Origin of the sequence: Niabella hirudinis, from assembly GCF_051201075.1 — a bacterium.
Classification (GTDB): domain Bacteria; phylum Bacteroidota; class Bacteroidia; order Chitinophagales; family Chitinophagaceae; genus Niabella; species Niabella hirudinis.
Genome location: NZ_JBPEHJ010000003.1, coordinates 176,206 through 191,453, shown reverse-complemented (window position 1 = coordinate 191,453; position 15,248 = coordinate 176,206). Strand labels below are relative to the sequence as shown.

Here is a 15,248-nt window from a genome sequence, read left to right as displayed (position 1 = left end):
ACGGGCAGTTTTAGTTGTTTGGGTAGTTTGGCCAAGGCGCAGAGCGCCGATTGCATCTGTAACTTGAAGCAACACAACGGATATTCCCAGCCGCAGCGCGGCGGTAAGCTCATGCACGGAGCGTTATTGCCGGTGCGCTGCACCTCCATTTTCTCTTGTGTTCGTTGCTAAAGAGAGTAACGCTGCGCTGCAGCTTTCTTGTTAGCAAAATTAACTTGACGCTTATGCGAAACTTCGGGGGAGATTTGAGAGAACAGAGACTTAACCCCTGCACAAACAGCTATATAAAAATACCTCTCATCAAGTATAAACAAGACACCACCGTCAAACTTTAAACGTGAAACGTAAAACTTTCTCCCTTCTGCCGGTATATCCATAAAATTAGCGATCCCCAACCGTTCCTGTTTATTGTATATTGGGTTTTTATTTGCCCGGAGAGCCGGGTTTAAAAACAACATACCATGCAACAACCCATTTCCCGCTATCACTTTACTGCCGACTGGGGCGGTTCCCGCAATGGCTTTGCCGAAATATCCGGATTGAATATTGAAATAGAACCCGTTCTTTTCCGCGAAGGTGCCAGCCCCGAAGATCAGATGCGTAAAATACCCGGTCTGCGCAGTTACTCCAACATCGTACTAAAAAGAAATATCCTCAAAGGCGATAATGATTTTTTTGACTGGATCAATACCAAACAAATGAACAATATCCAGCGAAGGGATATTACCATTTCGCTGTTGAATGAAAATCACGAGCCCATCGTTGTATGGCGGGCTAAAAATGCCTTCCCGGTAAAATACACAGGGCCCGTGCTTTATGCAGGAACGGGACAGCCGGCAATGGAAAGCCTGGAGCTTACCCACGAGGGGCTTACCGTTGTACAACTGTAAATCCCGGTCAGCGACCACCCCTGGATAACAACCGGCCCAACGCTACAAACAGGACCGACACCAGCAGAAAACCGCCGGCCAGCAAAGCACTGTTCAGCAAAGCACGCGGATAGCCCAGCGATACAACATCCACAAAAGGATAGGGATAAAAGCCCGAGCCTGCACCACGGACAAAGATGCAAACAGCATATACCGCGGGGTAGATGAGCCAGGCTCCGGCGTTTTTATAGCGCAGGCCGGACTTTGGTATTACCATCAGCCAATATAGTATAAATAGCAGCGGCACCCCTACATGAAGCAACTCATCCACCATCCATTGCCAGCCAGCCGGGTTCCACAAATGACGCAACACCAGGTTATAGACGAGTCCTACAATCGTTATATAAACAGTAATAGCTGTTGCCGATGCCGGCTTTAAAAAAAAGCGACCCAGCCGGCCCGATGGTTTCAGAAGCAGCACCGTGCAATAAACGGCAACCAGTACATTGGTAAGGATAGTGTAGTAGCTAAAAAAGCGCAGCAGCGTTTCTCCTATGGGGTTCTTTGTATGGAGCAACATGAGGTAAAGCTGGAGGATCACCGCAAACCAGGCAACGGCCGCTACCAGGACCACCAGCCACTTTCTTTTTATTGGATTATTCATAACAGCAGATGCATGAGCGTTTAGTTGTTGCGGATGTATTCCAGTGTTAACTGAAGATGATAATAGCTGGGCTTTATCAATCCCAGCCGGGGATTATTCAGATCGCTAATGACGAGCATGGTCAGCGAAACGGTTACAAAATAAATAACGGGAACCATATAATGGATCTTTTCTCTCACCCCATTCATAAACCCAACTAAAATCCCGATCAGCATCGATACAATAACCAGCAGGAAGATCACAAATGCAGGGGTTCTTTCATAATTGGAATAGGCAAAAAGGGACACCGTGTCCTGCAACTGGTCAAAATATTCTTCTATTTTATCAACCGGGCCATTATAACCCTGCTTTTTCAAGGCAGTGAGGTTTGCCCAGTACGTATCACTTTGCTTTTTTGCGTCATAAAAAAAACGGATATCGCCGGATTGCTCGTAAGCCAGCTGATCGTTTAAAAATACCTGGAGCATTTTTTTTGTATACAAGCGGAAGGAATCGGGCATATCCCGGCTGTAACGGTAAAGCGCATCTGCACTATTGGCTTCTTTATGCAAATAGGCATACCGCTCCCGGTGGGCATTTCCTGCCTGCAGGAACGTGAACGAAATGATCAGGCCAAATATACCAACGATGGAATTTTCAACGCCGGAGCTCTCCCAACGTGATCTTTTCCGGTAGTACGCCGCATACCAGATGCCTCCGGCAATGCTGAAGAATAATAAAACAATATAAAGACTGATCACCCATAGAGAGTCCAACATAACCTGACAGGATTTGATCGTTACAATAAAAACGAAAAGGTCTGAAGCCGGTACCGTCCTTCGCGGCTCCTCCCCTGTGATATGTATTTTCCGAATTTACAAAAATTCGCCGTATTCGTCAAACCGGATGAACCGGTATACATCGGGGCCGCTTACTCAGCCACATTGTAGTCTTTTACTGCAAAGTGCGAAGATACCGGCAGCCCGGCGGGCTCTGTAAATACTCCTTATCTGTTTAAATCCTTTCATTTGATAGAAGTCCTCACGCAGCACTTTTGCCGGCAGAAAGCTTTCTAAAAAAATAGCGGTCCGATGGTGCCGCCCTATAACGTTTTCGTAGATATTCAGCATCCGTATAGCCGCCTGCTCTATTTTTATATCAGCGATTCACAATAACGATTTTGTCTACTCTGCTACGCTTCAATATACCCTCTTGTCCTCCCCCTCTGTGGGAACCGGCCATTGGGCTAAAAGCAATCAACATCCATGGCACGCACCAAACGAGATCTTTATATACCAGGACAACAGCAACGTTGGCGGAAGTCCGGAGCTGCTGTTTGCAGCAGCAGACAAACACAACCGGAACACTTTAAACCGTTTAAAACTAAAAAACTAAAATAATCAGTACAATGAAAACCAGTTACACATTGCTTTTTCTTCTTTTTGTTCACACTGCTTTTTGCCAGAAGGCTGATAACACGCTTACAAAGGCAGAACAAAAACAGGGCTGGATCCTGCTTTTCGACGGCCAGACAACCAACGGATGGACCACAACACAGGGGAAACCCGTAGCAAAAGGATGGCAGGTTGGCGGCGGACTCCTGTCTACAAAAAGCGGTGGCGGCGGTGGAGATATTGTTACAGAAAATGAATACAGCAACTTCATACTGACCCTGGATTTTACTATTGAAAAAACCTGCAACAGCGGAGTTAAGTACTTTTATACGAAATACGCTACAGGCGGCAACCTGGGGTTTGAGTACCAGATCTTGGATGATGCCGAAGCAGAAGACAATAAAAAGGACAACCATCTTTGCGGATCGTTTTATGATGTAATGGCGCCCGATAATTCCAAAAAACAGGTAAACCCTCCCGGGCAATGGAATACCATCAAAATTGTATGTAAAGGCAAATCCGTAGAACACTGGCTAAACGGTAAACGCATTCTCAAATTTACCCGTGGCGATGAAAATTTTTTAAGCTCCGTTAGTAAAAGTAAATTTAGTAAAACCTTACCCGCTTTTGGATCCTTTGACAAAGGAAAGATCCTGCTGCAGGAACATGGAGGAACCGCTTCTTTTAAAAATATAAAACTTTTAATTTTAAAATAAATTTTTATGACCCGCAGAAGAGATTTTATTAAAAATATGAGCCTCGGGGCTGTAGGGATCAGCCTCAGTCCCTCCGTATTGGGAATGTCTGCCAAAAGCTACCGGAACATTATCGGCGCCAATGACCGCATTTCTGTAGCCTGTATTGGTATAAACGGAAGAGGAAACGGAATGGCAAAAGTTTTTGCCAATCAAAAGAACACTGAAGTATCCTGGCTTTGTGATGTAGACAACCGTACTTTTTCAAAAGCGATTAAGACCCTGGGCACAAGCAATCAGAAAACAACGCCCAAAACGGAAAAAGACTGTCGCAAACTACTTCAAAACAAGGATATTGATGCCATTTATATTGCCACCCCCGATCACTGGCATGCACCGTTAACCATCATGGGTTGCCAGGCAGGAAAACACGTGTATGTAGAAAAGCCATTGAGCCATAACCCTCATGAAGGAGAGCTGGCGGTAGCTGTAGCCCGCAAGTACAAAAAGGTGGTTCAGATGGGCGCCCAGCGCCGTTCTGCCCCCATACTTACACAGGGTATTGAGCAATTGCATAAGGGCATTATCGGCCGGGTATACATGGCCAAAACCTGGTACACCAATACCCGTAAAACCAATTTTTTAAAACCGGCGGAAGTGCCCTCCTGGCTGGATTACGACCTGTGGCAGGGACCGGCACCCCGTGTGCCCTATAAAGACGGCCTGATCCATTACAACTGGCACTGGTTCTGGCATTGGGGTACGGGGGAAGCCCTTAACAACGGTACGCACGAGGTGGATGTGGCCCGCTGGGGATTGGGGGTAGACTTCCCCATCAGGGTGTCTTCAATGGGCGGGCGCTACCAGTATAAAGATGATTGGGAAACACCCGATACACAAATTGTAACGCTGGAATACCCCGGACGCGTTATGCTGCTATGGGAAAACCGGAGCTCCAATGGACGAAAGATTGAGGGTGGCGACCGGGGTGTTATTTTTTATGGGGAAAACGGAAGCCTGGACACCGGCGGCGATGCATACAAGGTGTACGACCTGAACGGGAAACTGGTAAAAGAAGTAAAACCCGGCTCCGGCGAAGCACAAATGGATGGAAGGAACACTTCCAGCCCCAGCCTGGGTCTTGATAACCTGCACGTAGCCGATTTTCTTAATGCGATAAGGGAAAACAGACGACCTAATTGCGATGTGGAAGCCGGTTATAAAAGTACTATGGCCATGCAGCTGGGAAATATCTCCTGGCGTGTAGGGCGGGATATTAAACTTGATGCGAAGAACGGGCATATTATCAACGATGCGGAAGCTCAAAAACTCTGGAAACGGACCTACCAGAACGGATGGGAACCAAAACTTTAATAAAGGCCGCTATAGGATTTATTAATAACTCTTCCTAAAAAATAACCGCCCCTTTGGTTGATTCATAAAGACGCCGCGTTTGAAAATGGACACGGTTTCATTTTATATTATATATTTGAAACGCGGTTGATTGTTCATCTAAAAAATTCAACAGATTGTATGAAAAGAAGAAACTTCATTGGCCAAACTGCTAAAGGCGCATTAGCATTTACCATTATTCCCCGCTCCGTTTTGGGAGGTAACGGGTTTGTTGCGCCCAGTGATCGCATCAACCTGGGATACATTGGAACGGGGAAACAGTCTTATGGCCTGGTGAATGCCATTAATGGGCCAAAGGAAACATTGGTGCTGGCCGCCTGTGATGTGTACGAAAAAAAGCTGGAACACTTTATGGGGCTGGCCCGGAAGGCCAATGAAAAAAAAGTAGCTGCTGATGTAAAAGGGTACAAACATTACAGGGAGCTGCTGGATCGTAAAGACATTGATGCAGTCGTAATTGCTACTCCGGATCATTGGCATGCACAAATTGCAATAGACGCAGCCAGGGCCGGCAAGGATATTTATTGCGAAAAGCCACTGGCGCTCACCATTGCCGAAGGACGCGCCATGGTTAATGCCACCCGTAAATACAAACGCGTGTTCCAGACCGGCAGCATGCAGCGTTCTTCCTTTAATTTCCGGCAGGCAGCAGAACTGGTTTCCAACGGATACATCGGGAAGGTGAGTGAAATCAATGTTTCTGTAGGCGAACCCGTTAAGCAATGCGACCTGCCTGCCGAACCGGTTCCCGAGGGATTGGACTGGGATCTTTGGGTAGGGCCTTCCCTGTTTCGCGGGTACAATGCCATCCTTGCTCCGCCCCTGGAATCCAAAGACTGGGCCTGGTGGCGCGGATATTATGGCTTTGGCGGCGGCCTGATTACCGATTGGGGCGCACACATGTTTGATATTGTACAATGGGCATTGGGCATGGACAATTCCGGACCCGTGAAATTTATTCCGCCAAAAGAGCCGGGCGCAAAAGAGGGATTGTCCTTCGTTTACGCAAACGGGATCAAAGTCAATCATAAAAACTGGGGCAGTGGAAATGCCATCCAGTTTATAGGTGATAAGGGCAAGATAGAGGTAAGCAGAGGATTTATAAGAAGCAACCCCGAAAACCTGGCATCGCTAAAATTCAAAACCAGTGATAAACGTTTGTACTTTAGCGATAACCATTATCAGGATTGGGTAAATGCTATTAAAAAACGCTCCAAACCGATTTGTGATGTGGAAGTCGGGCACCGGACCGCTTCAGTTTGCAATGCGGTAAATATCGCTTACGAACTGCAAAAGGATCTGAAATGGGATCCCGCAAAAGAAGCTTTCGACAATCCCTATGCCAACATGATGCGCAGCCGCGCGTACCGGGGTGAATGGGATTTCAACAAATTTTAGCAGTAGTAAAATGACAGCAGCACCATTTTCAGAAACCGGATCCCAGGGATCCGGTTTTTTAAATAGCACATCCATCCCCCTGGGCGTTCAGCTCTGGTCGGTAAAAAATGACCTGTTCCGGAATTTTGATGCCACGCTGAAAGCCCTTGCGGATACGGGATACCGCTATGTAGAAGCAGCGGGCTATGATCTGAAGAGCGGCACCCTCTTCGGGTTAAAACCCGGGGTTTTTCAACAAAAAATTGAAGCAACCGGGATGCAATGCATCGGGGTTCACGCTCCTGTTGCAGCGGATAGCATCGAACAGATATTGAACGATCTTTCGCCCATGCCTATTGCCTACCTCGTTACCTACATGCATCCCGATGAAAACCGGAATGCAAACGACTATTACCGGATCGCAAGAAGTTATAATCATATTGGGAGTATTGCCCAAAATGCCGGCATTCATTTCGGATATCATAATCATCATTTTGAATTTGCCCCCCTGCAGGGTGAGCGCCCTGTCGATATCCTACTGAAAAACACCGATCCGGCGCTGGTAGCTTTTGAAGTGGACCTCGGCTGGGTAGTACAGGCTGGTGAAAGCCCGGAGACGCTTTTTAACAGATACCCCGGTCGCTTTCCGCTATGGCATTTGCGGGACGTAAACGCTGATGGAACACCCGTAAATGCCGGCGATGGCATTGTAGATTTTCATTCGCTGCAGCCGCTGAAAAAACAGGCCGGGTTTTTGTACGGAATTGTAGAAACGCCCTCGGCCGCCGCCGATGGATTGAACCGCGTGATCGCCAGTTTTAACTATATCAGGAGAGAGCAGCTTTACTAGAGTATACTAACTATAGCAGCCGGTAGTATGCTCTTTTTGCAGACGGGCAATTTTAGTTTTGAGCCTCTAAAACCAGCAAAATGAAAATTGTAAAACAGATCGTCTTTACTCTGTTTGCATTGATGTTCCTCAATGCCGGCCTCAACAAGTTCTTTAATTATATGCCGTCCCCCAAGCTTACCCCGGGGCAAATGGAAGCATTTGGCGCCTTTATGAAAATCAAATGGCTGATGCCCCTGCTGGCAACTATGGAAACCACGGGCAGTATACTGGTGATCATTCCCAAAACACGGGCATTGGGTGCATTGATCCTGTTTCCGATCATGACGGGCATCTGCCTGCATCATGCCACAATGGATCCTTCCGGCTTACCGGTGGCCCTGGTACTGGCCGTGATCCTGGTCTGGATCATCACCGACAACAGGAGAAAGTATCTGCCGATGGTGCAATAATGTATCCGTATAGCAAAAGGCAGTTGCGTAGTCCTGCTGCCGGCATTGCATTTCAGGGCTACGTATAAAAGGAGTAACTTTGGTATACAAAAGCTCCTTGTTATGAATACCGAAAAACCGCATTATAGTTACGACACATTGAGTGAAGCAGTGGATGACCTGGGCCGCCGGGGATATACAGAAGACTTCCTGGCAATGGAAGATAAAGATTGCCTTTACTGCAATCAGCATTCCCTTGAACTGTCACCGGAAGATTTTGAGATTGATGAGATCTACCGTTTTGAAGGAATGACGGATCCTGCAGATGAAAGCATTGTATTTGCGATCTCTTCTCAAAAGCACAACATCAAGGGAACGGTGATCAACAGCTTTGGCGCTGATTTCGGGTACCGTTCATCCAAGCTGGTAGCACATTTGAAACAGCACAGGGGTTAGTGTTTAACCCGCAGGTTTTTTACCGCAAGGGGCACGCGAGGGGCGCTAACACTTTGGCTAATATTCTCCGCGTGCTTTGCGGATTCCTGGCGCACTTTGCGGTTAGGTGTTAACCGCAGGGTTTTTTACCGCAAGGAGCGCAAGGGGCACGCTAAGTTCGCTAGGACTTTGGCTAATATTCTTCGCGGGCTTGGCGGATCCTCTGCGTACTTTGCGGTTTGACGTCTACCGCAGATTTTTTTACCGCAAGGAGCGCAACGGCCACACGAGGGGCGCCAACACTTTGGCTAATATTCTTCGCGGGCTTGGCGGATCCTCTGCGTACTTTGCGGTTAAATTCCAAAGGAATAAAATGCCCATCAGATCATAAATGATGCGCAATCCTTTTTATTCCATTTTTAATAAGCGTTACATTAAAATTGATCAATAGTCCAAGTTTACAGCCCGAAAGTTTTAAATATGTAAGCACCTGCGCCAGATGAATATCATTTAGCGCTTCTACGGCTTTTACTTCCACAATCAGTCTATTTTCGATCAGCAGATCCACGCGATAACCCGCATCCAGCCTCACTTCTTCATAAATGAGCGGCAATGCGTCTTGTTTTCGTATAAAAAGTCCGGTTTTGCATAGCTCATAAAACAAACATGCTTCATAGGCACTTTCCAATAACCCTGGTCCTAAATTCCGGTGAACTTTTAATGCCGCATCAAATACAATTCGGGATAGTTCATTTTCTGTCATAGGTTGCAATTTTAGTGTTAAACAAATAGGTTTGCGCTAATGCGATGGTGGGTCTCGCGCAGCATCGTAAATGTAATTTAAAAAACGCAAAAGATGCAGGATTTCTTACCGAAGTATTTTTTACCGCTAGGAACGCAAGGGGCACGCTAAGTTCGCTAGGACTTTGGCTAATATTCTCCGCGGGCTTTGCGGATCCTCTGCGTACTTTGCGGTTTGGCGTCTACCGCAGATTTTTTTACCGCAAGGAGCGCAACGGCCACGCGAGGGGCGCTAACACTTTGGCTAATATTCTCCGCGGGCTTTGCGGATTCCTGGCGAACTTTGCGGTTAAACGTCAACCTTTACCCCTACCCGCAGCGCCCGCAGCCCGGTTATTCCCTGTAGTTCTTCCAGCTCAACCACCTCAAGATCATCCAGCAGCAACTGCTGATCCTGCAGATAGGCTATATAATCCCTGTACTCGCGGACCTCGCTTTCATTCAGGTATACCAACGCGATCTTCCCGGGCTGCGTAAGCCGCTCGTCTGAACCCAGGATCCGCACCTTATCGATCCTCTTTTTAATAACCTGGTAGCGGATGTTGTAACTGCCTTCTACATCAAACTTGTGCTCATCCTGCCTGAAAACAATATCGATGGGTGCCGATCGGATGTAGATCAATTGCGTCGTTTGCAACGGTATCTCCAGTTTTGGTAAAAGCGCATGGGTTGCCCGGGCAATTTCTGCCATCACCTGCAGCTGCCGCAGGCGCAGGTTTTGCAGGTAGTACCTGCTGAAGGGTCTTTGTGGGGCAATGTCCTGACCCACATAAATGTCAAACTCAAAACCATCGGTTCTGAACTTTTCAAAATAATACGGATAAAAGGTCTGCAACTCGTTGTTAAACTGCTCCAGGGAGCCGTTGATCGTATTATTGAGTATTTTCAGGGCATTGTCAAATACCCTTATATTATTGAGCGCTCTTCCGGTACTGGCCTCCGTTTCTTCAAGGTAAGGCCGGATAAGGGGTTGAAGGGTGCTATCCTTTTCATTCAGATCCTGTAAAAACGGGGTGATCTTGTTATCCAGGAACTCATTCAGTTTCCCGTATTCTGAATCCCGGATGTCCCCGTGGATGCCGGACAGCCATTTATTACATTTTACGATCATATCATCTACCAGCACCAGCCCGGTCTGCTGCCGGATACGCTCCAGCAGTTTGATCAAAAGTTCCAGCTGAAAGGCCGCATCTGCCGCCATCGCTTTATTACGCGCAATAGTCGAATTCCGTATATCAATTGCTCCATATAATGGAAACACACTTTTAAACGCGATCTTCTCAATAGGGCGCTTTTGGTTCGACAGGCGGTTCTCCCGCAGGTAGTTCCAGGCGGCTTCATTGAACTTCCACTGTACCGCCGGCTGCAACGCTGTAAATTTATCTTTTACAATATTATCCAGGTGATTGTTGAACTCGTCAATAGCGTTTTTGAGCAACTGTGCAATCACCGGTAATGCGTCCTTCAGTTTTACCAGGCTCTGCAAATTCAGCACCCCCTTCTTATAGGAATAAATCTCCAGCACTCCGGCCACTTCATTACTATGAAAAATCGGAAATAACGCATAGGCCTGGATACCGGCCATATTCAGGAATTGTAATAGCTGCCGGGGATCTTCTCCCTGCACGGAGTCATCAATAAGCACCGGTTTGGGATGATTGAGGTATTCCTCTGCAAGTTTCTGGAAACTCTTGCCGTTGTCGATACAATGATTCGGTTGCAGCAGAATGCTGTTGTTTCCGCTTTCCAGGGTAAAAACCAGTTTATTATTTACCCGCAAATTGGGCAGCAGTCCGAATTCTGTTTCAGGACTGCCCATCAGCACTTTCAGCGAATGGATCACCTGCTGTGTATCTTCTTTTAAGGCAAACCCGTGCCGGCTAAGCGCTATTTCTTTAATATTATCCACCGCCTGCTCCTGTGTAATATCCGTAACCGTAATAATGGCCAGCCCCCGGAACCTGAACAATGAAAGCGGCAGTTGTTTGATCCCCTGGCCCCAGTCGTAATCCTCTCCTCTTATATCCTTTGCCCATTCGATCAGGTTTAACGGCGGTAGCGGACCCCGGGCCACCACTTCTATAAAACGGGTATCAATATTTATTTTAAAATAGCGGGGCAGCCCTTTTTCCAAAAAGGAAAGCGCATAGCTCACGTCATTGCCAACAGGGATTTTCTGGTTGTACAGCTTTTCAAAGATCACGGAATAAACAAACTCCATCCTTGTCTGCACCACGGACTTATCCTGTGTTGACTGGATCACCGACCGGTGCAGCAGGTCATTGCCTCCCTGCATCATCTCATAAAAAGCATCTGTACCACAGATCACCAGCGGATCCAATGGTACGCTGATGGCCCAGATCGTTTTTTCCTCCTCTGCAAAAGCCGGCTCCACCAGGCAATAAATGAGTTCCAGTTCATCTTTGAAATATCCCATTTCGTTCACGGTCAGCTCCTCTTTAAGGTGGGGGTTTGCCAGCAATTTGTTGAGCACAAATTCGAAGAAATGTTTCTTTATAGTCGTTTCCCGGTCAATCCTTTCTTTCAGGTATTGTATAAGCGGGCCAAATGAAAGTACATTTTCAATTCCTTCCATCCGGACAGCCTGCCATTTTGTTAAATCAAGTAATTTGGTTTGCATGGTAGTTTAAAATCTGAATCCAATACTGAAATGGGGGTACCAGCCTTCTTTTGAGTAGCCGGCCAGGAGTTGTACTACGGCCATTTGCGCCGGCACGAAATACAGGCCGCCCCCAACCCCGGTATGCACTTTATTACTGTTATATCCTTTTGCCCAAACCTTTCCGGCATCAAAAAAGCCCGAAAAGCCCAGTTGTCCGGGAAGTATATAGCTCCCGATATCCGCTATCCGGATCCGCAGCTGCAGGTTGTTAAACAATAGCTGTGCTCCCGCAAACCGGAATTTCCGGTACCCCAGAAGATTTTCCTGGCCACCCAAAAACAGGGATTGATAAAAGGGCGCATTACCAAAGGTGGCCCCCCCGCCGACCCTGTCGGAGAGCACCACATTTCCTCCTTCCTCCAGTTTTTTAAAAACAGAAAGTCCTGCCTGCAATTGAACAAAGTCTCTTGCCGCAGTATTAAGCCTTTTGAAGCCCCGGAGCTTTATATTGAAAAGAGCCCCGGAGGCCGGCAGCATTTTATCATCTCTTGCGTCCAGTTCATAATTCAAAATAACCCCTGTATAACTTTTGCTTTTATCCACAAGGGCACTATCATAGCTGCCTACCAGTGAAGGCATTGCAATAAGCTTGCCCTGGTTATCATCCCGGTGGTACCTGTAAAACTGATAAAAAGGCGCCACTGAAATGGTTTTTGTTTTACCATAGCGCCAGCGCAGACCAGGCGCTATTTCAAAAAGCGTAAACCTTGCCCTGTAGTAGCCCACGCCCCTCAATTTATCATATTCCGTCTGGTTGCCGAGGCCAAAAAAATTCTGCACATTATCAGGAGCCAGTAGGTTGCCGGCAACAACCACATCGGCCCGGCCCAATGCGTGCAGCCAATCGCTTTTAAAGCGAAAACTATTGGCCCCGGAGGAAAATGAATGCAGATAAGAGAACTGGTGCGAGTTGGCATAGGGCCTTTTCCGGAAGCCCTGGTTTACAAATTTTACACCAACGCCCAGCAGGATGCCATCATCCCGGTTGAACCCGAGATTGGGGTGGATAAAGTACCGGTTATAAAGATCGGTTGGTACGTATGCAGTATTGCTGCTGTCGTCTGAGAGCCGTTTCCGTACCTGTTCAGCGGCTCCCGTAAAGGATACCCCCTGCTTCTTCCCGTATACGCTTATATTTTTTCTTCCGCTGATGACGTTATACTGCTTTTCATCATTGTTGCCGATAATACGAAGCCGGATTCCGGAGTGGCTGTTGATGACTATACTATCCTTACCGGAATGAATATACAACCGGATCTCTTTGGTAACGTCAGGCGAAAAAACCCGTTGAAACAACTGGTCTGCAACGGCACCTTCCTTGTTTATTTTATGGATGCGCACTTCAAGGCCCTTGTTTTCCGCATCCGTTATCTGTACCAGTTCCTTTTTGTCAGACGTCTGGATATCTACCACCCTGCTATAAAAACGATAATAGGTTGTCATTGCCTCCGGGAGATTTTTTCTCCGCTCTTTAAGGATCTTTAACAATTTATCGTGCCGGATGTTGTAAGAAGCGGCCGGCAGCCGCTGCAGGGCCGCCTCCAGCACCGAATCTGTAACGGCTGCGGTAAACGCATGTACCCGTTGCATCCACTGGTCATAATCATACTGGTTAAAGAAATTTCCGTTGAGCCCCCGGCCCGCCATAAAATAAGCATTGATCTTTTTGATCCTTCCGGAAAAATCATGCAGCCGCGGCATCAGCGAAGGGCCCGAAGCGATGGTGGGCAATACCCCCTGTACCACATGAAATACCTGATCGCGGTCGCGGGGCACCGGTATATAGCGATGATCCTTTTTCTTTTTATTGTAGGCCCAACGCCACTGATCCTCATGCCGGTCCCAGTCGCCAATGAGCAGGTCCAGCAGCCGGGCATTAAAATAGGTAGCCGTATCCACCGTATTATCATTATCCTTCAGCAGGGCCTTGTACATATTGGGGGTGTTGTCCGATTTTCCAAGAGGCTCCCGCTCCTCCAGCAGGCAAACCTTATTGAAGAAATTTTCTGCATAGGGCAGTAAGGCGGTATCCGGCGCCACTACTCCGATAATGGGATTGGCGTGGGGCACTCCCACCGCATTGGCAATGGGCGGTACAATAAGTGCCGAAAAAGGATGCTGCCCGCTTAGCGCATCGGTAATAGCATCCTTGGCAAAAGTCTGTTGCAGGGCCTCCGGCAGCAGGATTTCCATATTTTTATTCACATTGCGCAGCACCCATTCTTTACCGGAAGAATCCTCCAGTCGCAGTGATTTGGTTTGAGAACCGCCTCCTTCTTTTAAGGGGGTGAGCCCGCCCTCTATAGCGGAGATCTTTAGTACCGGCAATTTTGTTTCGGCAGCCCACTCTTTACGAAAATTTTCTCCAAACCAGGCCCGGTGTCCGCGCCCCGGCTTATCCAGCGCAGCATTGGTGCGCACCACCACGCTATCCATTGCAGCCAGCTTATTGTCCTGTACATGCGCGCGTTGCTGCTGCAGCGAAATAAATGGCAGATCGTAGACAAATGCCTGCTGCAGTCTTCCCTTTTCCTGTGCATAATAACGGATCTGCAGCTGGTTTCCGGCCATAAGATCCGCCACAACAAAACCGCTGTTCTTTTTGGCAAAAAGGCTGTTTCGGCCCTTTTTTACATAGGCATTTTTTGCCCCGGCACCGCTAACAACCTGGATTTGCTTTCCTTTTATGAACTGCAGCCCGTGTTCATGTCCAGCCACATGTATCAGTTGCTGGTGCCCGCTGAACACGCTGTCGATAAGCGCAATCATTTCCTTATAGTCCGGGTGCCCCTGGTCCTCCGGGTTGGGAATGCTGCTGCGAAGCAGCGGATACAGCGATCCTACCACCGGCAGCGGTATTAAAAGGTTTTTGTTCAGGCTGGTAAGCGGAAAAATATGGTCTTTAAGATTATAGTACCCTCCATGCACACCATAGCTCTGAAATGGGTGATGGCAAATAAGAAAGATCATTTTATCCCGGTTACGGTTTACGATCTCCGAAAGCTTTTCCAGGAAATCCTCTTTTGTGCTGCATTCGCAATCAGCAGCGCTTTTATCGTGTTGAAAAAGCCACCATTCGCTATCGAAGGCCACCACCGTTATTTCGTTGGAGATGGGGAGTTCTACGGGTCCGGGGCAGCCTGCGCCGGGTACCAGTTTCAGGCCAGGATTGCCTTGCCCGTTAATAAAGGCTCCCTGGGCCAGGATTTTTTGATACCCCTTTTTACCCATCCGGTCCCAGTCGTGATTACCGGGTACAAAGAATACGCTTGCGCCGCTGCGGAGCACGGGTTCATATTGCGCTTCCAGGATTTTTTGCGCAGCGCGGATTTTTACCTCATTTTCCAGCGGCATTCCACTGGGATAAATATTGTCTCCCAGGAAAAAAACCGTTGTTTTATTTTTCCGAACCTGTGCAGCGGCGGCCCCGATCACATCGGATTGATGCGCATTGATCTCACCGGCATCGCCAATAAAAATAAGGCGGCTGATGAGGGTGTCCTGGGCCTGTATCTTATACAGCGGCAGGAACAATACCAGGCAGATAACGGTTCTTTTAAACATGTACCAATTTGTTCTTTTTTGCTCTTAGCTATTTTACCGCAAGGAACGCCAGGACCTCGCAAAGTGCGCCAAAACATCCAATAATATTCTTCA

Annotated in this window: 12 protein-coding genes; 7 read left to right on the top strand and 5 right to left on the bottom strand. The window is 47.7% G+C overall.

Annotated elements, in window-relative coordinates:
- The first annotated feature begins 461 nt into the window (after positions 1-461).
- Positions 462-890, top strand: coding sequence for a phage tail protein (locus tag GGU45_RS07355; protein ID WP_435223407.1), 429 nt, complete (start codon positions 462-464; stop codon positions 888-890).
- 7 nt (positions 891-897) lie between these two features.
- On the opposite strand, the gene GGU45_RS07350 is transcribed toward GGU45_RS07355, so the two are convergent.
- Together GGU45_RS07350 and GGU45_RS07345 are read right to left on the bottom strand one after the other, a co-directional pair.
- Entirely contained in the window at positions 898-1,533 is a 636-nt protein-coding gene (locus GGU45_RS07350; protein ID WP_435223406.1) for a Pr6Pr family membrane protein, read from the bottom strand.
- Between the two features lie 20 nt (positions 1,534-1,553).
- Entirely contained in the window at positions 1,554-2,291 is a 738-nt protein-coding gene (locus GGU45_RS07345; RefSeq protein WP_435223404.1) for a bestrophin-like domain, read from the bottom strand.
- 629 nt (positions 2,292-2,920) lie between these two features.
- Between GGU45_RS07345 and GGU45_RS07340 the strand changes: the two genes are divergently transcribed.
- The 6 genes from GGU45_RS07340 (at position 2,921) to GGU45_RS07315 (ending at position 8,128) form a co-directional block, all read left to right on the top strand.
- Positions 2,921-3,622 carry a 3-keto-disaccharide hydrolase gene (locus GGU45_RS07340; protein WP_435223402.1) on the top strand — a complete coding sequence of 234 codons (702 nt, stop codon included), beginning with the start codon at positions 2,921-2,923 and terminating at the stop codon, positions 3,620-3,622.
- Between the two features lie 6 nt (positions 3,623-3,628).
- On the top strand, positions 3,629-4,975 hold the full coding sequence (locus GGU45_RS07335) for a Gfo/Idh/MocA family protein (protein ID WP_435223400.1): 1,347 nt from the start codon (positions 3,629-3,631) through the stop codon (positions 4,973-4,975).
- A gap of 159 nt (positions 4,976-5,134) precedes the next feature.
- Positions 5,135-6,412 (top strand): Gfo/Idh/MocA family protein, encoded by a 1,278-nt coding sequence (locus GGU45_RS07330; protein ID WP_435223398.1) that lies wholly within the window; start codon positions 5,135-5,137, stop codon positions 6,410-6,412.
- Between the two features lie 10 nt (positions 6,413-6,422).
- The gene (locus GGU45_RS07325; RefSeq protein WP_435223396.1) at positions 6,423-7,241 is read left to right on the top strand and encodes a sugar phosphate isomerase/epimerase family protein; all 819 of its coding nucleotides are present in this window, start codon (positions 6,423-6,425) and stop codon (positions 7,239-7,241) included.
- 80 nt (positions 7,242-7,321) lie between these two features.
- Complete coding sequence (locus GGU45_RS07320) at positions 7,322-7,693, top strand: DoxX family protein (RefSeq protein WP_435223394.1); 372 nt, start codon at positions 7,322-7,324, stop codon at positions 7,691-7,693.
- A 102-nt stretch (positions 7,694-7,795) separates the two neighbouring features.
- Complete coding sequence (locus GGU45_RS07315; RefSeq protein ID WP_435223392.1) at positions 7,796-8,128, top strand: phosphoribosylpyrophosphate synthetase; 333 nt, start codon at positions 7,796-7,798, stop codon at positions 8,126-8,128.
- A gap of 364 nt (positions 8,129-8,492) precedes the next feature.
- Here GGU45_RS07315 and GGU45_RS07310 read toward each other — a convergent pair whose 3' ends face one another.
- The 3 genes from GGU45_RS07310 to GGU45_RS07300 all read right to left on the bottom strand — a co-directional run bounded on the left by GGU45_RS07310 (position 8,493) and on the right by GGU45_RS07300 (position 15,155).
- Positions 8,493-8,870: a GxxExxY protein gene (locus tag GGU45_RS07310; RefSeq protein ID WP_435223391.1), complete on the bottom strand. Its 378-nt coding sequence runs from the start codon at positions 8,868-8,870 to the stop codon at positions 8,493-8,495.
- A 327-nt stretch (positions 8,871-9,197) separates the two neighbouring features.
- A complete protein-coding gene (locus GGU45_RS07305) occupies positions 9,198-11,504 on the bottom strand; it encodes a GAF domain-containing protein (RefSeq protein WP_435223389.1) in 2,307 nt (768 codons plus the stop codon).
- Positions 11,505-11,555: 51 nt separating this feature from the next.
- Positions 11,556-15,155, bottom strand: coding sequence for a BamA/TamA family outer membrane protein (locus tag GGU45_RS07300; RefSeq protein WP_435223387.1), 3,600 nt, complete (start codon positions 15,153-15,155; stop codon positions 11,556-11,558).
- Between the last annotated feature and the right edge of the window lie 93 nt (positions 15,156-15,248).